The organism is Pseudomonas sp. Irchel s3b5 (assembly GCF_900187435.1).
GTDB lineage: Bacteria > Pseudomonadota > Gammaproteobacteria > Pseudomonadales > Pseudomonadaceae > Aquipseudomonas.
The window spans coordinates 1-19,110 of record NZ_FYDY01000025.1 but is presented as its reverse complement, the minus strand read 5'-3'; the positions used below and the strand labels follow the sequence as shown (position 1 = coordinate 19,110).

At 60.2% G+C, this 19,110-nt stretch carries 18 protein-coding genes; 1 reads left to right on the top strand and 17 read right to left on the bottom strand.

Annotation, left to right across the window (positions count from 1 at the left end; all coding sequences use genetic code 11):
• Positions 1-37 precede the first annotated feature (37 nt).
• From hemN to ccoN (CKW15_RS21730), 15 genes are all read right to left on the bottom strand, one after another.
• Positions 38-1,420 (bottom strand): oxygen-independent coproporphyrinogen III oxidase, encoded by a 1,383-nt coding sequence (gene hemN, locus CKW15_RS21800; protein WP_095152707.1) that lies wholly within the window; start codon positions 1,418-1,420, stop codon positions 38-40.
• A gap of 203 nt (positions 1,421-1,623) precedes the next feature.
• Positions 1,624-2,307: a sulfite exporter TauE/SafE family protein gene (locus CKW15_RS21795; RefSeq protein WP_095152680.1), complete on the bottom strand. Its 684-nt coding sequence runs from the start codon at positions 2,305-2,307 to the stop codon at positions 1,624-1,626.
• Complete coding sequence (gene ccoS / locus CKW15_RS21790) at positions 2,300-2,518, bottom strand: cbb3-type cytochrome oxidase assembly protein CcoS (RefSeq protein WP_095152679.1); 219 nt, start codon at positions 2,516-2,518, stop codon at positions 2,300-2,302. Before ccoS ends, CKW15_RS21795 begins: the two co-directional genes overlap by 8 nt.
• Positions 2,519-2,540: 22 nt before the next feature.
• The gene (locus CKW15_RS21785) at positions 2,541-4,991 is read right to left on the bottom strand and encodes a heavy metal translocating P-type ATPase (RefSeq protein ID WP_095152678.1); all 2,451 of its coding nucleotides are present in this window, start codon (positions 4,989-4,991) and stop codon (positions 2,541-2,543) included.
• A gap of 110 nt (positions 4,992-5,101) precedes the next feature.
• Positions 5,102-5,641, bottom strand: a complete 540-nt coding sequence (locus tag CKW15_RS21780; protein WP_095152677.1) for a FixH family protein — start codon at positions 5,639-5,641, stop codon at positions 5,102-5,104.
• 11 nt (positions 5,642-5,652) lie between these two features.
• Positions 5,653-7,068: a cytochrome c oxidase accessory protein CcoG gene (gene ccoG / locus CKW15_RS21775; protein ID WP_095059414.1), complete on the bottom strand. Its 1,416-nt coding sequence runs from the start codon at positions 7,066-7,068 to the stop codon at positions 5,653-5,655.
• Between the two features lie 257 nt (positions 7,069-7,325).
• A complete protein-coding gene (locus CKW15_RS21770) occupies positions 7,326-8,324 on the bottom strand; it encodes a phosphoesterase (RefSeq protein WP_256583264.1) in 999 nt (332 codons plus the stop codon).
• Positions 8,325-8,554: 230 nt separating this feature from the next.
• On the bottom strand, positions 8,555-9,538 hold the full coding sequence (ccoP, locus tag CKW15_RS21765; protein ID WP_095152676.1) for a cytochrome-c oxidase, cbb3-type subunit III: 984 nt from the start codon (positions 9,536-9,538) through the stop codon (positions 8,555-8,557).
• A complete protein-coding gene (locus tag CKW15_RS21760) occupies positions 9,535-9,720 on the bottom strand; it encodes a CcoQ/FixQ family Cbb3-type cytochrome c oxidase assembly chaperone (RefSeq protein ID WP_003175465.1) in 186 nt (61 codons plus the stop codon). Before CKW15_RS21760 ends, ccoP (CKW15_RS21765) begins: the two co-directional genes overlap by 4 nt.
• A gap of 5 nt (positions 9,721-9,725) precedes the next feature.
• Positions 9,726-10,334, bottom strand: a complete 609-nt coding sequence (gene ccoO, locus CKW15_RS21755) for a cytochrome-c oxidase, cbb3-type subunit II (protein WP_009042961.1) — start codon at positions 10,332-10,334, stop codon at positions 9,726-9,728.
• Positions 10,334-11,776 (bottom strand): cytochrome-c oxidase, cbb3-type subunit I, encoded by a 1,443-nt coding sequence (ccoN, locus tag CKW15_RS21750; protein WP_095059416.1) that lies wholly within the window; start codon positions 11,774-11,776, stop codon positions 10,334-10,336. Before ccoN (CKW15_RS21750) ends, ccoO (CKW15_RS21755) begins: the two co-directional genes overlap by 1 nt.
• A gap of 481 nt (positions 11,777-12,257) precedes the next feature.
• Positions 12,258-13,211 carry a cytochrome-c oxidase, cbb3-type subunit III gene (gene ccoP / locus CKW15_RS21745; protein ID WP_095059417.1) on the bottom strand — a complete coding sequence of 318 codons (954 nt, stop codon included), beginning with the start codon at positions 13,209-13,211 and terminating at the stop codon, positions 12,258-12,260.
• Positions 13,208-13,402, bottom strand: a complete 195-nt coding sequence (locus tag CKW15_RS21740) for a cbb3-type cytochrome c oxidase subunit 3 (RefSeq protein WP_095059418.1) — start codon at positions 13,400-13,402, stop codon at positions 13,208-13,210. The genes ccoP (CKW15_RS21745) and CKW15_RS21740 overlap by 4 nt, the downstream gene beginning before the upstream one ends.
• A gap of 3 nt (positions 13,403-13,405) precedes the next feature.
• Complete coding sequence (gene ccoO / locus CKW15_RS21735) at positions 13,406-14,014, bottom strand: cytochrome-c oxidase, cbb3-type subunit II (protein ID WP_008050390.1); 609 nt, start codon at positions 14,012-14,014, stop codon at positions 13,406-13,408.
• A 10-nt stretch (positions 14,015-14,024) separates the two neighbouring features.
• On the bottom strand, positions 14,025-15,449 hold the full coding sequence (ccoN, locus tag CKW15_RS21730) for a cytochrome-c oxidase, cbb3-type subunit I (RefSeq protein WP_095059419.1): 1,425 nt from the start codon (positions 15,447-15,449) through the stop codon (positions 14,025-14,027).
• An 86-nt stretch (positions 15,450-15,535) separates the two neighbouring features.
• Between ccoN (CKW15_RS21730) and CKW15_RS21725 the strand changes: the two genes are divergently transcribed.
• Entirely contained in the window at positions 15,536-16,291 is a 756-nt protein-coding gene (locus tag CKW15_RS21725) for an alpha/beta fold hydrolase (protein ID WP_256583263.1), read from the top strand.
• 102 nt (positions 16,292-16,393) lie between these two features.
• Here CKW15_RS21725 and CKW15_RS21720 read toward each other — a convergent pair whose 3' ends face one another.
• Positions 16,394-17,959 (bottom strand): PAS domain-containing methyl-accepting chemotaxis protein, encoded by a 1,566-nt coding sequence (locus CKW15_RS21720; RefSeq protein WP_095059443.1) that lies wholly within the window; start codon positions 17,957-17,959, stop codon positions 16,394-16,396.
• Positions 17,960-18,064: 105 nt separating this feature from the next.
• Positions 18,065-18,856, bottom strand: coding sequence for a CPBP family intramembrane glutamic endopeptidase (locus CKW15_RS21715; RefSeq protein WP_095152675.1), 792 nt, complete (start codon positions 18,854-18,856; stop codon positions 18,065-18,067).
• Between the last annotated feature and the right edge of the window lie 254 nt (positions 18,857-19,110).

Genomic DNA, 19,110 nt, shown 5'->3' with positions numbered 1-19,110 from the left:
GGATATCGAGGCCAGTCTGTGGCGCTTGCTTGCAGAATTAGATTACCCGTGAAAAACGTTGGCGACTGTGTTGCTCCAGGTACGCGTCGAAGACCATGCACACCGATCGCGCCAACAGCCGGCCGGCGGGCAGGATGGTGATTCTGTCGCGATCCAGCTCGATCAACCCGTCCTTGGCCATTTCCTGCAACTGGGGCCAGAGTTGACCGAAATAACCCTGGAAGTCGATGTTGAACGCCTGCTCGATGTCGGAAAATTCCAGGTTGAAGTGGCACATCAGTTGCTGAATGACTGCGCGCCGCAAACGGTCGTCGGCATTGCACAGCAGGCCGCGGCTGGTGGCCAGCTGCGACGAGGCGAGGGCGTTCTGGTATTGGTTCAGGTCGCTGTTGTTCTGGCAATACAGGTCGCCGATCTGGCTGATCGCCGATACGCCGAGGCCGATCAGGTCGCAATGACCGTGGGTGGTGTAGCCCTGGAAGTTGCGTTGCAGGGTTGATTCTTCCTGGGCGATCGCCAGCTCATCGTCGGGCAGCGCGAAATGGTCCATGCCGATGTAGCGATAACCGGCAGCGGTCAGTTGTTCGATGGTGCGTTGCAGCATTTCCAGTTTCTGGCTGGGCGTCGGCAGCTCGTCGCTGTTGATGCGCCGTTGCGGCATGAAGCGTTCCGGCAGGTGCGCGTAGTTGAACACCGATAACCGGTCCGGTTGCAGATTGATCACTTCCTCGACGGTACGGGCAAAATTGTCCGGCGTCTGTCTCGGCAGGCCGTAGATCAAATCAATGTTGATCGAGCGAAACTGCAAGGTGCGAGCAGCGTCGATCACAGCGCGGGTTTCTTCCAGGCTTTGCAGGCGATTCACCGCTCGCTGCACGGCCGGATCAAGGTCTTGCACGCCGATGCTGACCCGGTTGAAACCCAGTTCGCGCAACAGGCCCATGGTCGACCAGTCGGCCTCGCGAGGGTCGATTTCGATGCCGTAGTCGCCGGAGTCGTCGTCCAGCAAGTTGAAGTGCTTGCGCAGGTGCGCCATCAACTGACGCAGTTCGTCGTGGCTGAGAAAGGTTGGCGTGCCGCCACCGAAGTGCAGTTGCTCGACTTTTTGCGTGGGGTCGAGGTGGCAGGCGATCAACTGGATTTCGTGCTCCAGACGTTGCAGGTAAGGCAGTGCGCGGCCGCGGTCCTTGGTGACGACTTTGTTGCAGCCGCAGTAGTAGCAAATGTTCGCGCAAAACGGCACGTGCACATACAGCGACAGCGGACGCAGGGCCTTGCGGCTGTCGCGCAAGGCGTGGAACAGATCGAAGGTGCCGACCTGGCTGTGGAATTGCACGGCAGTGGGGTATGAGGTGTAGCGGGGTCCCGCCAGGTCATAACGGCGGATCAGATCGGTGTCCCAACGAATGGCGTCGAGCATCATGCGGGCATTCCCCCGGATAGGCTGGCAATGCTGCTCACTTTATGCGCAGGCGGGTGAGGGCATCTTGATTTGCATCAAGAGTGGTTATTGGCTGTGATGGGTTTTTGTGGTGAGGGAGCTTGCTCCCGCTGGGGCGCGTAGCGGCCCCAAAGAGATGGGCCTGCTGCGCAGCCCAACGGGGACAAGCCCCCTCACCACAATCAGTGCCCCATCAACCAATGCTGATGTGGGCCTGGCAATGTCCAGATGCCGAACAGCATCACCAGCAACCCACCGGTCATGCGCACGCTGCGTTTGCGCAACAGTGCCGTCACCCTTTCGGCGGCAAGGCCTGTCGCCAGCAACACCGGCCACGTGCCGAGCCCGAACGCAAGCATCAACAACGCACTGTCCAGCGCATTGCCCTGGCTGGCTGACCACAACAGGGTGCTGTAAACCAGGCCGCAAGGCAGCCAGCCCCACAGAGCGCCCAGCAGCAAGGCGCGGGGAATGCTTGAGACCGGCAGCAACTTGTTGGCCACGGGCTGGATGTGTCGCCACAGCCCGCGACCAAGGCTTTCGATGCGGGTCAGTCCATTCCACCATCCGGCGAGGTACAGGCCCATGGCGATCAACAGCAGTCCGGCGAGAACGCGCAGGAACATCGCCGCCGGGCTGTTGGCGAGCGCCCAGCCTGCCAGGCCGATCAACAATCCGGCGGTGGCATAACTCAGAATTCGTCCCAGGTTGTAGGCCAGCAGCAGGCGAAAGCGCCGACTGCGCTGTTCCTTGGGGATCGCCAGAGTCAAGGCGCCCATCAAGCCGCCGCACATGCCAAGGCAATGGCCGCCGCCGAGCAAACCGAGGATCACCGCCGACACCAGCAGTGGCGCCAGTTCAAGCATGGGGCGGTGCCTTGTCGTCCGCTTTGGCCGGGTGACCGCTGGCCTCATCAACGGCAGCGGTGTGCTTCGGGTCCTGATCGTCGAACAGGATGCTGTGGGCCGGGCCGTCGAGGTCGTCGTACTGGCCGCTGTCGACCGCCCAGAAGAAGATGTAGACGGCGATGGCCACGATCAGCAGTGCGGCCGGGATCATCACGTAAAGAGCTGGCATCTGGACTCCATGCCCGCGCGGCTCAGGCCGGCAACGGACGGGTTTCTGGCGTGGCCTGGGTTACCGGCGCACTCGGCAGGCGAGTCAGGCGCAGGGCGTTCAGTACCACGGTCAACGAACTGATGGACATGCCGACCGCAGCCCACACTGGCGTGATCCAGCCGAGGGCCGCGAACGGCAACATGAGGCCATTGTACAGCGCGGCCCAAAGAAGGTTCTCGATGATGACCCGACGGGTGCGCCGTGCCAGGCTGAACGCTTGCACCAGGGCATCGAGACGGTTGGACAACAGCACGGCGTCGGCGCTGGTTTTCGCCAGGTCGGTGGCCGAACCCATGGCAACGCTGATGTCGGCAGCCGCCAGCACCGGCACATCGTTGACCCCGTCGCCGAGCATCAACACCTTGCGACCTTCCTTGTGCAGCTGTTGCAGGACTTGCAGTTTGTCGTCCGGGCGCAATCCGCCCCGAGCTTCATCAATGCCGAGCTCGGCGGCGACACTGGCGACCATCGGCGAACTGTCGCCAGAAAGCAGCAGCGTACGCCAGCCACGCGCCTTGCACGCCGCCAGCAGTGCGGGGGCGTCGGCACGCAAGCGGTCATCGAGAACGAACCACGCCAGTGGACCGTGGCTATCGCCGAGCAGCAGCCATTGGCCCGCTTCGTCCGGCATCGCTGGTTCGTCGGCGCCGCTGAGTTTGCAGACAAAACCGGGTTGGCCGATACGCAGGCGTTGCCCGTCCACCAGGCCTTCGAGGCCAAGTCCCGGTGTGCTGTGGACTTCTTCGGCGGCCGTTGGCGCGCGGCCGAACGCACGGGCAATCGGGTGTTCTGAGCGGTTTTCCAGCGCGGCGGCCAGACTCAGGCACTGATCGCTGTCGAGTGCGCCGAGTGGCCGGATGGCGCGCAGTGCCAGGCGACCTTCGGTGAGGGTGCCGGTCTTGTCGAAAATTACCGTGTCGATCTGGTTCAAGCCTTCGAGCACATGGCCGCGAGTCAGCAATAAACCGAGTTTGTGCAGGGTGCCGGTAGCGGCTGTGAGGGCGGTCGGCGTGGCCAGCGACAACGCGCACGGACAGGTCGCGACCAGCATGGCCAACACAATCCAGAATGCCCGCGAGGCATCCAGTTCCCACCACAACAGGCCAATGGCGGCAGCGGCAATCAGCGACAACAACAGAAACCATTGCGCGGCGCGGTCGGCGATTTCCGCCAGTCGTGGTTTTTCCGCTTGAGCGCGATCCAGCAAGCGGACGATGGCCGACAGGCGTGTGTCCTGGCCGAGCGCCTGGACCTCGACCGTCAGAGCGCCTTCTACGTTCAGGGTGCCGGCAGTGACAGAGTCACCGAGGGTCCGAGGCTGCGGCAGGTATTCGCCAGTCAGCAGTGACTCGTCGACACTGGATTGGCCATCGATGATCTTGCCGTCGGCCGGCAGAATGGCGCCCGGATGCACCAGCACCTGATCTCCCACGCGCAATTCGCTGAGCAGGATGCGCTCGCTCTGGCCGTCGGAGCTCAGGCGCAGGCACGAGGCGGGCAGCAGATTCACCAGTTGCGCCGTGGCGGCGGCGGTGCGTTCACGGGCGCGACGCTCCAGGTATCGCCCGGCCAGCAGGAACAGCGCGAACATGCCCACGGCGTCGAAATACAGCTCGCCGACCCCGGTGATCGAGGTCCAGATCCCCGCAATGTAGGCGCTGCCGATGGCCAGCGACACCGAAACGTCCATCGTGAGATGGCGGGTGCGCAAGTCGCGCATGGCGCCCTTGAAGAACGGCGCGCAGCTGTAGAACACAATCGGCGTGGTGAGGAACAGCGCGACCCAGCGCAGGATCGTGTGCAATTCCGGGCTGAGGTCGATGTTGAATTCCGGCCAGGTGGCCATGGTCGCCATCATCGCCTGGAACCACAACAACCCGGCCACCCCGAGTTGACGCAGGGCCAGGCGGTTTTCGCTGGCCAGTTGTTCACTGGCGCGGTCGGCCTGGTAGGGGTGGGCGGCGTAACCGATGTGACGCAGCTCGCTGAGGATCTGGCTCAGGGGCAGTTGCGCGTCGGTCCAGCGTACATGCAGGCGATGGTTGGACAGGTTCAAGCGTGCTTCGGCGACGGCCGGCAAGGTGCGCAGGTGCTTCTCGATCAGCCAGCCGCAGGCGGCGCAACTGATGCCTTCCATCAGCAGGGTGGTTTCAGCGAGTTCGCCTTCGTGGCGGACAAAGGGCTTTTGCACGTCGGCGCGGTCGTACAGCGCCAGCTCGTCCACCAGTTGCACCGGCAATGCCTGTGGGTTGGCCGAGGCTTCGCTGCGGTGCTGGTAATAGCTTTCCAGGCCGCCGGCAACAATGGCTTCGGCCACGGCCTGGCAACCCGGGCAGCAGAATTCGCGGGCCTGCCCGAACACGACGGCGGTGAAGCGGCTGCCGGCCGGGACGGGCAGGGCGCAGTGGTAGCAGGGGGTTGGGGTGGTCATGAAGTGGAGTCTACATCGTTCAGGAGGGCCTCATCGCCGGCAAGCCGGCTCCTACAGAGTTCGCGTGATTCTGTAGGAGCCGGCTCGCCGGCGATGCGCGAAGCGCGGCTTTATTTCTTCAGATCTTCGGCGCCCTGAAGGGGTTCGTCACCGAGCAACAGATCCTTGTCATGGCTGACCAGCTCTTCTTCGAACATGCGCCAGATATGGTCGTCCTGGGTACCGAGCAATTCGATAAAGCGACGGCCTTCGATCTTGTCGCTCAACTGGCCGATGTAACGGCCCTGTTCGGTTTCACTGCGGGTCAGGATGATCTTGCGATCCTTCTCTGGCTGGGTCGGCGAAATCAGGTTGAGTTCCAGGGTTTTGGGCTGGCTGTTGCCGCTCAGGTGCAGGTCGACTTCGCCGGTCACGCCATCCAGGTGCACGCTGGCGCGCATCAGCAGGGTCTGTGCCAGCAGTTCACGGTCGAGGGAGCGGTTGATGCCTTTGCCGGCTTCGTAATAGTTGTCGTTGACCAGGTTGTCCGGGTTATTCACCGCAATGGTCACCATGGACAAGGTCAGGGTCACCGAGCAGGCCAGGATCCCGATGATGATCCACGGCCAGAGGTGCTTGTACCAGGGACTTGCGGCAGTTGCTGCGGGCATGATCAGTTCTCTTAACGATTTTGTGGGCCGATGAACCGGCTCTTGGCTTCAATGTGGACGCTGTCGTCATCGGCATCCTTGAGGATGAATTTCACCTCGTTGGTGCTCGACGGCAGTTTTTCCGGTGCGACCGACAACTCGGCAGGCTGGCTGACAATCTCGCCGGCCGCGACCTTGATCTCGCGCCGGCCCTGCATTTTGAGATCCGGCAGGCCCGAGGCTTCGAGGATGTAGGTGTGGTCGCGCTGGTCCTTGTTCATGATTTTCAGGCTGTAGACGTTTTCGATCCGGCCTTCGGCGTTCTCGCGGTACAGCACGCGGTCCTTGCTGACGTCGAAACCCACCAGCGAACGCATGACGAAGGCCGTGGCCAGCAAACTGATCATCGCCAGCAACACCACGGCATAGCCGATCAGGCGCGGACGCAGTTTATGGGTTTTCTGCCCGGACAGGTTGTGTTCGGTGGTGTAGCTGATGAGGCCGCGCGGGTATTCCATCTTGTCCATGATCGCGTCGCAGGCATCGATGCAGGCGGCGCAACCGATGCATTCGATTTGCAGGCCGTCACGGATGTCGATACCGGTCGGGCAGACCTGGACGCACATGGTGCAATCGATGCAATCACCCAGGCCCTGGGCCTTGTAGTCGATGCCTTTCTTGCGCGGGCCACGGCTTTCGCCACGGCGCGGGTCGTAGGACACGATCAGGGTGTCCTTGTCGAACATCACGCTCTGGAAGCGTGCGTACGGACACATGTAGATGCACACCTGCTCACGCAGCCAGCCCGCGTTGCCATAGGTGGCGAGGGTGAAGAAACCGACCCAGAAGTACGACCAGCCATCGGCCTGGCCGGTGAAGAATTCGATCACCAGTTCGCGGATCGGCGAGAAATAGCCGACGAAAGTCATGCCGGTCACGAAGCCGATCAGCAGCCACATTGTGTGCTTGCTGAGCTTGCGCACTATCTTGTTGGCGCTCATGGGCGCCTTGTCGAGTTTGATGCGCTGGTTGCGGTCGCCTTCGGTGACCTTTTCGCACCACATGAAGATCCAGGTCCACACACTTTGCGGGCAGGTGTAGCCGCACCAGACCCGCCCGGCGTACACCGTGATGAAGAACAGGCCAAACGCGGCGATGATCAGCATGCCAGACAGCAGGATGAAGTCCTGGGGCCAGAAGGTTGCACCGAAGATGAAGAACTTGCGCTCTGGCAGGTTCCACCAGACGGCTTGATGGCCACCCCAGTTCAGCCAGACCGTACCGAAATACAGCAGAAACAGCACGGCACCGCCCGTCATCCGCAGGTTGCGGAACAGGCCGGTGAAGGCGCGGGTGTAGATTTTTTCCCGAGAGGCGTAGAGATCGACGCTGTTGTTCGCGTTCTTGTTGGGTGGAGTGACGTCGTGTACCGGAATCTGGTTGCTCATCAGTTGCATCCCACGGCAGTGGAAAAATTGCCCCGGCCAGTACGTGCCAACCGCGGTCAAAAAGGGGGGTTACAGTGGCGCAATGATACGCCTGTCGCTCTAGCTCGAGGGTGCGACCTTTGGTCGCGTTGGGGAAAAACAATGGATGGTGTAGCAGATGTAACAAAACATGATGCAGGTCAATTGACTTGTCGAGTATAGCCGTCGAACCGCAGGTAACGACGCCAATCAGGTATCCATTGGCGTCGCTGGACGTCTTACCTGACGGCGATGGTATGGCGGGCGACAGGATTGCGCCAATCGTTGTCGGCGACGACATTGACCGTCAGTTGTGTTCTGTCGTCAGAGATCTTTGCGTACAACCAGGTTTTTCGGGCTGCCGAGCCACTCGTGAACAGCGGCACATCGCTGTAGATATAGTTGGGCGGGTACATTCCGTGCTGCTTGTTCGCATCGGAGGAGAACACGGCGGTGACGCCATAATCATCAATCAGCTTTTTGAAACGAATGATTTCAGTCTCCCTGGTTGGCCAGTGAAACGCCTGGTGCAAATTCAGCAGAATGATTTTTCCTTGTGAGCGCGCCTGCCGCAGATCACGTTCCAGCCAGTCTAGGGACGGAGTGATTTCGTAAGCTGTCGTGTTGAATAAGGACTGCGTGGAAAAATTCACCGAATAGGTTGGTTGGTTATGCAACTGAATCAGGTGAACATCACCGAAGTCCCGGGAGTAAGCCAGGCTTCCATACCAGGTTTTCGTCAGGCCGGAGGCCTGGGCCGCAAGGTCCATGTTCTGGATCTTTCCCCAGTAACGTTCCTTGAGGTCATCGACACTGCCGGCTGCGCAACTGGAACAAGTATCGGCATTAAAGCTGTAATCGTGATTGCCCAAGCCGTAGTCGTAGGCGTTGTTCAGTGTCTTCTGCAACACCGTTTTGATGTAGGCGCGCTCACTGGATTGGCCTGTGCTGGTCAGGTTGCCGTTGATCATGACGGGAACGGCGGCATGCCCGCCCGATTGCATGCGGAAATCGGCAATGCTGGTGTATTGCGCATCGATCAGCCATCGGGAGCGGGTCTCCGTATCGGCGGTGGATTCTGATTCGCCGTTGTCGGAAGTTTCACTGGAAGGGTATTTCGGGCTCGCAGCAAATACGATGTGGGCAGGAGGTGTATCTGCGGCAAATGAATGCATGATCGATACGCCGTAGGCAAACAACAAGACGGGTAAAAATTTCAAATTGATTGGGTTTTTCATGGAAATCCTTTTCTATGAATAATGGGTTTTTATTTCTGATATTCCGCGGATTTGACTGTAGGGGTGTGCGCTTGCAGGCGCTAGGGTGTGTTGTGTTTGTATTGATAGTGTTTGTTTCGGTGTGGCGTTCGATAAATGTTTTATTAATTGAAAGCCAGTTCCAGGTGGAAATGAAAACGGCCCCGTCAGTTACCTGGCGGGGCCGTTTTTTGTTGCTTCAAGCGTTTGCCTTATTTGGCATCTTCCGCCGCAGCTTTCTCACCGTGAGACAGGCTGTAGACGTAAGCGGCCAGCAGGTGAACCTTGTCGTTACCTTGCATGGCTTCTTGCGCAGGCATCTGGCCCTGACGGCCGTAACGGATGGTCTGCTGCAGTTGAGCGAAGCTCGAACCGTAGATGAACGCGCCCGGGTGAGTCAGGTCAGGTGCGCCCATGGCCGGAGTGCCTTTGCCTTGTGGGCCGTGGCACGCGACGCAGTTGGCAGCGAACAGCTTCTGGCCGGCAACCGGATCAGCCTTGGCGCCTTCAGGCAGCTTGCGCCCATCGAGGTTGGTCAGGACAAACGCAGACACGTCGGCAACGCCTTGCTCGCCGATCACTTCAGCCCACGCCGGCATGACCGCGTGGCGGCCACCCATGATGGTGGTCTTGATGGCTTGCGTGTCGCCGCCCCAGCGCCAGTCGGCGTCGGTCAGGTTAGGGAAGCCATAAGCGCCCTTGGCGTCGGAACCGTGGCAAACCGAGCAGTTGGAGGCGAACAGACGGCCACCCATCTTCAAGGCTTGCGGATCCTTGGCCACTTCTTCGATTGGCATGGCAGCGAATTTGGCGAAGATCGGACCGAACTTGGCGTCCGACTTGGCCATTTCCTTTTCCCACTCGTGAACGCCGGTCCAGCCGCTCTGGCCGTTGGCGAACGGGGTCTGCTTCTCGTTATCGAGGTAGCCGTAACCCGGCAGCAGGCCTTTCCAGTTACCCAGGCCCGGATACAGCGCCAGGTAGCCCAGTGCGAAGATGATGGTGCCGACGAACAGCATGAACCACCATTTCGGCAGCGGGTTGTCGTACTCCTCGATACCGTCGAAGGAGTGGCCAACCGTCTCATCTGTCTGTTCGCTGCGTTGCCCCTTGCGGGTCGACAACAGCAGCCAGGTCAGGGCGAAGATGGTACCCAGACTGAGGACTGTGACGTACAGACTCCAGAACGTAGTCATTCTTTGTTACTCCTAGAAGCTTGCTCGACGTGCTTGATGGCTTCGGGATCATCCGCGAAAGGCAGCAAGGTCGCGTCTTCAAACTCCGACTTGCGCTTGGGGCTGAATACCCACAACGCCAGACCGATGAAGGCCACCATCACAACAACGGTGCCCAGGCCACGAATCATCCCGATATCCATCTAAATCACCGTTTGCTTTTGATGATGGTGCCCAGGCCTTGCAGATAGGCCACCAGCGCGTCCATTTCGGTTTTGCCCTTCACAGCATCCTTGGCACCGGCGATGTCTTCGTCGGTGTAAGGGACGCCGAGCGTGCGCAAGACTTCCATTTTCTTGGCGGTGTCTTTGCCGTCGAGCTTGTTTTCCACGAGGAACGGGTACGCCGGCATTTTCGACTCAGGCACCACGTTGCGCGGGTTGTACAAGTGCGCACGCTGCCAGTCATCGGAGTAACGACCGCCGACACGGGCCAGGTCCGGACCGGTACGCTTGGAACCCCACAGGAACGGGTGGTCCCAGACGCTTTCACCGGCGACCGAGTAGTGGCCGTAGCGTTCGGTTTCAGCACGGAACGGACGGATCATCTGCGAGTGGCAGCCGACACAACCGTTGGCGATGTAAACGTCCCGGCCTTCCAGTTCAAGGGCGGTGCGAGGCTTCATGCCTTCGACCGGCTTGTTGGTGACATCCTGGAAAAACAGCGGAACGATCTGGGTCAGGCCGCCGATGCTGACGGCGATGACCATGAAGAAGGCCAGCAGGCCAATATTCTTCTCGACTGCTTCATGCTTCATCAGTGAGCTCCAACTACGGCAATCTGTTCGGCGGCTTTGGCATCAGCCGGGTTCGAGGCACGTACGGTGCGGAATACGTTGTAGGCCATGAACAGCATGCCGGCGGCAAAGAACGCACCACCCAGGGCGCGAACGATGAAACCAGGGTGGCTGGCTTGCAGCGCTTCGACGAACGAGTAGGTGAGGGTGCCGTCATCGTTGATTGCACGCCACATCAGGCCCTGGGTAATGCCGTTGACCCACATCGAAGCGATGTAGAGCACGGTACCGATGGTCGCGAGCCAGAAGTGGGTGTTGATCAGGCCGGTGCTGTGCATCTGCGCACGACCGAACAGTTTCGGGATCATGTGGTAGACCGCGCCGATCGAGATCATCGCAACCCAGCCCAAGGCACCGGCGTGTACGTGGCCGATGGTCCAGTCGGTGTAGTGCGACAGGGAGTTCACGGTCTTGATCGCCATCATCGGACCTTCGAAGGTCGACATGCCGTAGAACGCCAGGGACACCACCAGGAAGCGCAGGATCGGGTCGGTGCGCAGCTTATGCCAGGCGCCCGACAGGGTCATCATGCCGTTGATCATGCCGCCCCAGCTCGGAGCCAGCAGGATGATCGACATCGCCATGCCCAGGGACTGAGCCCAATCCGGCAGAGCGGTGTAGTGCAGGTGGTGCGGACCGGCCCAGATGTACAGGGTGATCAGCGCCCAGAAGTGCACGATGGACAGGCGATAGGAGTAGATCGGACGCTCGGCCTGTTTCGGCACGAAGTAGTACATCATCCCCAGGAAGCCGGTGGTCAGGAAGAAGCCCACGGCGTTGTGGCCGTACCACCACTGGATCATCGCGTCAGTCGCACCGGCGTAGGCCGAGTAGGACTTGAACAGGCTGACCGGCAGCGATATGTGGTTGACGATGTGCAGCATCGCCGTCACGAGGATGAAGGCACCGTAGAACCAGTTACCGACATAAATGTGCTTGGTCTTGCGCTTGACGATGGTGCCGAAGAACACCAAAGCGTAGGTAACCCAGACAATGGCCAGCAGGATAGCCAGGGGCCATTCCAGTTCGGCGTATTCCTTGCTGGTGGTGTAACCCAGCGGCAAGGAGATACCAGCACCGACGATCACCGCTTGCCATCCCCAGAAGGTGAAGGCCGCGAGGCTGTCGGAAATCAGTCGCGTTTGGCAGGTTCGCTGCACGACGTAATAAGAAGTGGCAAACAGTGCACATCCACCGAAGGCGAAAATCACCAGGTTGGTGTGCAACGGGCGCAGGCGTCCAAAGCTCGTCCATGGCAGACCGAAGTTCAACTCCGGCCAGACCAGTTGCGAGGCGATGAAGACACCGAGCCCCATGCCAAGGATCCCCCAGACCACCGTCATGATGGCGAACTGGCGGACTACCTTATAGTTATAAGCAGTCGGACTGATTGCTGTGCTCATTCTAAGGTTCCACGGTTTGGGTGTTTTATTAGGATTAAAAATCGGCCGCAAGTATGGAGAAAGCAGGGGGTCATTGCAACGCGCCATGACGTGGGTCAATGCTTTCAAATGCTGATTCTGCGGCCTTTCCATGCGCCGCGTAAGGACAAAATTGCCCAAGGGCAAAATGTCTTCGCGGAGGAAATAGGCGAGGGGTTCAGGTCGCATGTAACGGGGTGTGTTCAAACGCAACGGCCGGTTGACCGACGGCAATTGGCGCGATAGCCGGTATTCCCGGCCTTTGCGGCCTGTCATCGGGCAGAAGCATTGAACACATCGGTTAAGGTCGACCTGCAACCGGTGCTCGCCGGTCCGCATCGGAGCAAGCTTAGACCCGAATCCGGTGAACCGAAAGGAAGATGCAATGAGGGTGCGACAATGCGTCGCAAAGGGAGGCGGAGCTGCCGCATCCGGATGAATGCGGCAGTAGAGCGGTCAGGATTTATTCGGCTTTGTCCTCCGCCAGCAAATGCTCGGAACCGGCAGCATGAGACAAGCTGTAAACGTAGGCGGCCAGCAACTGCACCTTATCGTTGCCGAGCAGTTCGTTCTGCGCCGGCATATGGCCCTGACGGCCATGACGAATCGTTTGTTCAAGCTGCGTCAGGCCGGTGCCGTAGATGAAACCGCCGGGGTGCGTCAGTTTTGGCGCGCCCATCGCTTCAGTGCCCTGGCCTTTGGCCCCGTGACAAGCGACGCACGTGGTGTTGAACGCCTGCTGGCCTGCTTGCAGGTCAGCCTTGCTGTCGGCAGGCAGCGGCAGGCCGGCCAGGTCATGGCGAACATAGGCGGCAACGTTCTTGACGCCGTCTTCACCGAGGATTTCACCCCAGGCCGGCATGGCGGCCACCCGCCCACCCATAATGGTGGTCTTGATGGTTTCCGGACTACCGCCCCAGCGCCAGTCGCTGTCGGTCAGGTTGGGGAAGCCGTATGCACCCTTGGCATCCGAGCCGTGGCACACCGAGCAGTTGGAGGCGAACAGGCGGCCGCCCATTTTCAGCGCTTGCGGGTCTTTGGCGACTTCTTCCAGGGGCATGGCGGAGAATTTGGCGAAGATCGGCCCGAACTTCGCGTCGGCCTTGGCCATTTCCTTTTCCCACTCGTGCACGCCGGTCCAGCCGTTTTCATAACCGGGGAGGATGCCTTTCCAGTTGCCCAGGCCCGGATAAAGGATCAGGTAACCGACGGCAAACACCAGGGTGCCCACGAACAGCATGAACCACCATTGCGGCAATGGATTGTCGTACTCCTCGATGCCGTCGAAGCTGTGGCCCATGGTCTGGTCGACACTGCCCTTGGTTTCGCCCTTGCGGGTGCTGAGCAGCAGCCAGGTCAGGCCGATCAGGCTGCCGATGGTCAGTACGCAGATCCACGTACTCCAGAAGGTGGTCATGACCGGGTACTCCTTGTCGCAGGTTGTTCAGTGGTGTCGGGTTGCGGCTCGTCGGCGAAGGGCAGCAGGCGTGCTTCGGCGAATTCCGGGCCGCGCTTGCCGTTGAACACCCAAAGGGTCAGGCCGATGAACGCGACGAACACGACGACGGTGCCAAGGCCGCGGATCATGCCGGTGCTCAATTCAAACATTGCTCACCTCTTGCTCTTGATGGCAGTGCCGAGCACTTGCAGGTAGGCGACCAGGGCATCCATCTCGCTTTTGCCCTTGAGCGAAGCGACGGCGCCGCTGATGTCTTCGTCGGTGTACGGCACGCCCAAAGTGCGCATGGCCTTGATCTTGGTTTCGGTATGACTGCTGTCGACCGGGTTGGCCACCAGCCATGGGTAGGCCGGCATCTTCGACTCGGGCACGACGTTGCGCGGGTTGTACAAGTGCGCGCGGTGCCAGTCATCGGAGTAGCGCGCGCCGACACGGGCCAGGTCCGGACCGGTGCGTTTCGAGCCCCACAGGAACGGGTGATCCCAGACGCTTTCGCCGGCCACCGAGTAGTGGCCGTAGCGCTCGGTCTCGGCGCGGAACGGGCGGATCATCTGCGAGTGACAGCCGACGCAGCCTTCGCGGATATAGATATCGCGACCTTCCAATTGCAGCGCGGTGTAGGGCTTCATGCCTTCCACTGGTTTATTGGTCACGTCCTGGAAGAACAGCGGGACGATCTGGGTCAGACCGCCAATGCTCACCGCCAGGATCATCAGCAGCAGCAACAGGCCGACGTTTTTCTCGATAGTTTCGTGTTTCATGGCGGACTCCTCAGACCATCTGCGCGGCAGCGGCGGCTTCGGCAGGCTGCGAGGCCCGCACGGTGCGCCAGGTGTTGTAGGCCATCAGGAACATGCCGCTGAGGAAGATCGCGCCGCCCACCAGTCGCACGACGAAGCCAGGGTGACTGGCCACCAGCGTCTCGACGAAGGAGTAGGTCAGCGTGCCGTCTTCGTTCACTGCACGCCACATCAGGCCCTGGGCGATGCCGTTGACCCACATCGAGGCGATGTACAGAACGGTGCCGATGGTGGCGAGCCAGAAGTGCGCGTTGATCAGGCCGATGCTGTGCATCTGCTCGCGACCGAAGACTTTCGGGATCATGTGATACAGCGCGCCGATGGAAATCATCGCCACCCAGCCGAGCGCACCGGCGTGTACGTGGCCGATGGTCCAGTCGGTGTAGTGGGAGAGGGCGTTCACGGTCTTGATCGCCATCATCGGCCCTTCGAAGGTCGACATGCCGTAGAACGCCAGCGACACCACAAGGAAGCGCAGGATCGGGTCGCTGCGCAACTTATGCCAGGCGCCCGACAGGGTCATCATGCCGTTGATCATGCCGCCCCAGCTCGGTGCCAGCAGGACCAGCGACATCACCATGCCCAGCGATTGCGCCCAGTCTGGCAGCGCGGTGTAGTGCAAGTGGTGCGGACCGGCCCAGATGTACAGGGTGATCAGCGCCCAGAAGTGCACGATCGACAGGCGATAGGAGTACACCGGACGCTCGGCCTGTTTCGGCACGAAGTAGTACATCATCCCGAGGAAACCGGCGGTGAGGAAAAAGCCCACGGCGTTGTGCCCGTACCACCACTGCACCATCGCGTCGGTGGCGCCGGAGTAGAGCGAGTAGGACTTGGTGAAGCTGACCGGCAGTTCCATGTTGTTGACGATATGCAGGATCGCCACGGTGACGATGAACGCGCCAAAGAACCAGTTACCCACATAAATGTGCTTGGTCTTGCGCTTCATGATCGTGCCGAAGAACACGACGGCGTAGGCGACCCAGACGATGGTGATCAGGATGTCGATCGGCCATTCCAGCTCGGCGTATTCCTTGGAACTGGTGTAGCCCAGCGGCAGGCTGATCGCTGCCAATAGAATCACCAGTTGCCAGCCCCAGAAGCAGAACGCGGCGATTTTCGGCGCGAACAGTTGAGTCTGGCAGGTGCGTTGCACCGAATAAAACGAACTGGCGAAGAGTGCGCAGCCGCCAAAGGCGAAGATCACCGCATTGGTGTGCAGCGGGCGCAAGCGGCCGAAGCTGGTCCACGGCAAATTGAAGTTGAGTTCGGGCCAGACCAACTGGGCCGCGAGAAAAACCCCGAGCCCCATGCCGACGATGCCCCACACCACCGTCATAATGGCGAATTGGCGGACCACCTTGTAGTTGTAGGCGGTACTGATAGAAGTGTTCATGGTTCCCCATCCACGGTTCAGCCGAAGTGAGCGCAAACGGCGCATCCTTCGCCTGGAGTTATAGGCAGACTAAAAGCGAGGCAAGCATGGACAAACAGCACAAGGCCAGTATTGACGGGGATCAATGGGCGCAGTGCGTGCAGGATCATGGATGGCTGTGGAATGCCGCTGCCGGCAAGGCTTCGGCGACGCTGATTCTTGCCCACGGCGCCGGCGCACCGATGGACAGTAGCTGGATGAGCGACATGGCTGCACGCCTCGCGGCACAAGGCGTGAACGTGTTGCTCTTCGAGTTTCCGTACATGGCGCAGCGGCGTGTCGACGGCAGTAAACGCCCACCGAATCCGGCCCCGAAACTGCTGGAATGCTGGCGCGAGGTGTATGCCCAGGTGCGACGCCATGTCACTGGGTTGCTGGCCATTGGCGGCAAGTCCATGGGCGGGCGGATGGCCAGTTTGCTGGCCGATGAATTGAAGGCGGATGCGTTGGTGTGCCTGGGTTATCCGTTTTATGCCGTGGGCAAGCCGGAGAAACCGCGGGTCGAGCATTTGGCTTCCCTGAAAACCCGGACATTGATCGTGCAAGGCGAGCGGGATGCGCTGGGCAATCGCGAGGCGGTCGAGGGTTATGCGCTATCGCCGAGTATCGAGGTGTTCTGGCTGGTGGCGGGGGATCATGATTTGAAACCGTTGAAGGTTTCCGGGTTTACCCATGAGCAGCATTTGGCGGCTGCGGCGCAGAAGGTTGCAGCGTTTCTGAGCTGGCTTGCCAGCGAAGGCGGCCTTCCAGGCAGTATCGTGTTTTGGTCAGTGGCGGGGGAAGTCGCGGTGTTTATTCAGTAAAGTTTTCGCCAGCAGTCAGGGCCTCATCGCTGGCAAGCCAGCTCCTACAGGGGATTGCGGTCTCTGTAGGAGCTGGCTTGCCAGCGATGGCGGTATCAAGGCCTAGCGGTTAAACCGTTCCACCAACGAGTACTGGGTATTCGCCGTGCGGGTCAGTTCTTCACTCAACAACGCCGAGTTCTGCGCCTGTTCCGAGGTCTGGTCCGCCAGTTCCGAAATGTTGCTGATGTTGCGGCTGATCTCTTCGGCCACGGCACTTTGTTCTTCGGTCGCAGCGGCGATCTGGGTGGTCATGTCGGTGATGTTGGCCACCGCCTCGCTGATCCCCACCAGCGCCTGATCCGCTTCCAGCACCCGCGCCACACCTTCTTCCGCCTGGCGATGCCCGGCTTCCATGGTTTGTACGGCGGTGCCGGCGGTTTGCTGGAGTTTGGCGATCAGGGCGTGAATCTGCCCGGTGGATTCGGTGGTGCGTTGCGCCAGCTGACGAACTTCGTCGGCAACCACCGCAAAGCCGCGACCCATCTCACCGGCACGGGCAGCTTCGATGGCGGCGTTCAGCGCCAGCAGGTTGGTCTGGTCAGCGATGCCTTTGATCACATCGACCACGCCACCGATTTCGTTGCTGTCCTTGGCCAGTTGGGTCACGGTCTGGCCGGTTTCACCGACCACCACCGACAGGCGCTGGATGGCTTCGCGGGTTTCCCCGGCAATGTCACGACCACGGCCGGTCAGGCGATTGGCTTCCTGAGTGGCATCGGCGGTGCGCTGCACATGGCTGGCGACTTCCTGAGTGGTCGCGGCCATCTGATTGACGGCGGTCGCCACTTGCTCGGTCTCGACGCGTTGACGCTCCAGGCCGCTGGAGCTTTTGTGCGCCAGGGCGTCGGACTGTCTGGCCTGATCGGTCAGGTGTTCGGCGGTGTCCTGCAGACGGGTCAGGCAGGTCTTCAGACGTGCTTCCTGGCTGAGGATTGACATCTCCAGACGCGCCTGGGCGCCACGGCTGTCGGTGTACATCTGCGCAATCAGCGGGTCAGACGTGGTCTGCTCAGCCAGGCGCAACAACCGCTTGAGGCCACGCTGTTGCCAGCTCAGGCCCATCAGGCCCAGCGGCACCGAGAGGCCGGCCGCCAGGGCGAAGCCCCAGTGGGAGTTGAGCGACGCGCCAATCATGAAGCTCAGTTGGCTGACCAGAATGAACGGCAGCCAGTCCTGCAGAACCGGCAGCCATTTATCCGAGGAGGGAATGGCTGACTTGCCCTGGTTGATGCGTTGGTAGAGCGCTTCGGCACGGCGGATCTGTTCGGCGGTGGGCTTGACCCGGACCGACTCGTAACCGATTACCTGATTGCCATCGAAAACCGGCGTGACGTAGGCATTGACCCAGTAATGGTCGCCGGTCTTGCAGCGATTCTTGACGATGCCCATCCATGGCAAGCCTTGTTTGAGTGTGCCCCACATGTGCGCGAAGACCGCCGACGGGACGTCAGGGTGACGCACCAGGTTGTGCGGCGCACGGATCAGTTCCTCACGTGAAAACCCGCTGATTTCGACGAATGCGTCGTTACAGTAGGTGATCACACCCTTGGCATCGGTGGTGGAAATCAACCGCTGCTGAGCCGGGAAGGTCCGTTCGCGTTGTGTAATGGGCTGGTTGTTACGCATGGCATATTTAATCCGCAAGGCTTTCAAGCGCTGTATCGGCATCTCCCGGCATTTATTGAGGTTATTTTTTGATAATCGGCAGTGCGTCGCAAAATGACCCTTGCGTCAGCGAGCGAGCATCGGATAGGTGAACAGGCCGAAGTGCAGCAGGTTCAAGCCAAAATGAGTGGCAATGGCCGCAGCCAATCCGCCAAAACGGTAGGCCAGGCCGTAACCCACACCGGCCAGTGTTGCCAGCAGCACCCAATGCCATCCTGCCCCTGCATGGGCCAGGCCGAAGATCAATGCTGCCAGTAGCAAAGCAAGGTTTTCGCCCTGGGGCAGATGTTTCATGCACCGGCTTAATCCGCCCTGAATGTAGCCGCGGAACAGCGCTTCTTCGACCAGCGTTACCAAGAGCAGATTGTTCAGCAGCCATAACCAGGCGTGGTCCGGCCATTTAGGCGCCCAATTGATGACACCCAGCAACATCGCGCCCCCGAGCGCGAGGACGACGCTCAAGGAGAGCGCCACGACAGTTGCAGAGAGGGAAACCCGCAGTGAACGTCGGGAGACAATCCAGGGACAGGCGATCAACAACCAAAACCCGATCAGTGGCTTGTCCAGATTCAGTTGCATGGCAAACGTAACGGCATCTTCGGTAAAACGCTGGGGTGGGATCACGCGACCGTTATAGAAGCCCGGTAACCAGTGCATCGCCAAGGCCAGGGCCAGGAAGATGAACAGGCTGTGACCAAGATAGCGGCCAAACGGGAGTTTTTGCTGGCGAACGGCAAGGCCGGCAATGAGGAGCAATGCGACAGAGATTCCCGCGAATCCACTGAGGTGGCCGTAAGCCAGCGCCATGCCGTAACCGAGGGAAAGAAGGGCCAGAAGCGTCCATGGCAGGGCGAGCATTGAAAATCCTTGTGTCCGAGATTTTGCGGGCCTGCACCAGGCCCGTGCAGGAGCGAACCTGCTCGCGAAAAGACCATCACCTTCAACATTGATGTCGACTGATAAACCGCCATCGCGAGCAGGCTAGGGAAATTCTGAAGAAGACTTCCTGATTTTGGCAAAATACCAGGACTCCACCCGCCGAGTTTTCCGATGAAACAGATGACCTTCGCTGACGCCGAGTACGCAGGCAAGCGTAAGCAGACCCGCAAAGA

Excerpts from the sequence above, each read along its gene's own strand:
- ccoS (WP_095152679.1), bottom strand. The coding sequence starts at position 2,518 with ATGCCAGCTCTTTACGTGATGATCCCGGCCGCACTGCTGATCGTGGCC.
- ccoN (WP_095059416.1), bottom strand. The coding sequence starts at position 11,776 with ATGAGCACAGCAATCAGTCCGACTGCTTATAACTATAAGGTAGTCCGC.
- CKW15_RS21795 (WP_095152680.1), bottom strand. The coding sequence starts at position 2,307 with ATGCTTGAACTGGCGCCACTGCTGGTGTCGGCGGTGATCCTCGGTTTG.
- CKW15_RS21780 (WP_095152677.1), bottom strand. The coding sequence starts at position 5,641 with ATGCCCGCAGCAACTGCCGCAAGTCCCTGGTACAAGCACCTCTGGCCG.
- ccoN (WP_095059419.1), bottom strand. The coding sequence starts at position 15,449 with ATGAACACTTCTATCAGTACCGCCTACAACTACAAGGTGGTCCGCCAA.
- CKW15_RS21740 (WP_095059418.1), bottom strand. The coding sequence starts at position 13,402 with ATGTTTGAATTGAGCACCGGCATGATCCGCGGCCTTGGCACCGTCGTC.
- CKW15_RS21785 (WP_095152678.1), bottom strand. The coding sequence starts at position 4,991 with ATGACCACCCCAACCCCCTGCTACCACTGCGCCCTGCCCGTCCCGGCC.
- ccoG (WP_095059414.1), bottom strand. The coding sequence starts at position 7,068 with ATGAGCAACCAGATTCCGGTACACGACGTCACTCCACCCAACAAGAAC.
- ccoP (WP_095059417.1), bottom strand. The coding sequence starts at position 13,211 with ATGACCACCTTCTGGAGTACGTGGATCTGCGTACTGACCATCGGCAGC.
- CKW15_RS21720 (WP_095059443.1), bottom strand. The coding sequence starts at position 17,959 with ATGCGTAACAACCAGCCCATTACACAACGCGAACGGACCTTCCCGGCT.
- ccoP (WP_095152676.1), bottom strand. The coding sequence starts at position 9,538 with ATGACTACGTTCTGGAGTCTGTACGTCACAGTCCTCAGTCTGGGTACC.
- ccoO (WP_008050390.1), bottom strand. The coding sequence starts at position 14,014 with ATGAAACACGAAACTATCGAGAAAAACGTCGGCCTGTTGCTGCTGCTG.
- CKW15_RS21715 (WP_095152675.1), bottom strand. The coding sequence starts at position 18,856 with ATGCTCGCCCTGCCATGGACGCTTCTGGCCCTTCTTTCCCTCGGTTAC.
- ccoO (WP_009042961.1), bottom strand. The coding sequence starts at position 10,334 with ATGAAGCATGAAGCAGTCGAGAAGAATATTGGCCTGCTGGCCTTCTTC.
- CKW15_RS21725 (WP_256583263.1), top strand. The coding sequence starts at position 15,536 with ATGGACAAACAGCACAAGGCCAGTATTGACGGGGATCAATGGGCGCAG.
- CKW15_RS21760 (WP_003175465.1), bottom strand. The coding sequence starts at position 9,720 with ATGGATATCGGGATGATTCGTGGCCTGGGCACCGTTGTTGTGATGGTG.
- hemN (WP_095152707.1), bottom strand. The coding sequence starts at position 1,420 with ATGCTCGACGCCATTCGTTGGGACACCGATCTGATCCGCCGTTATGAC.
- CKW15_RS21770 (WP_256583264.1), bottom strand. The coding sequence starts at position 8,324 with ATGAAAAACCCAATCAATTTGAAATTTTTACCCGTCTTGTTGTTTGCC.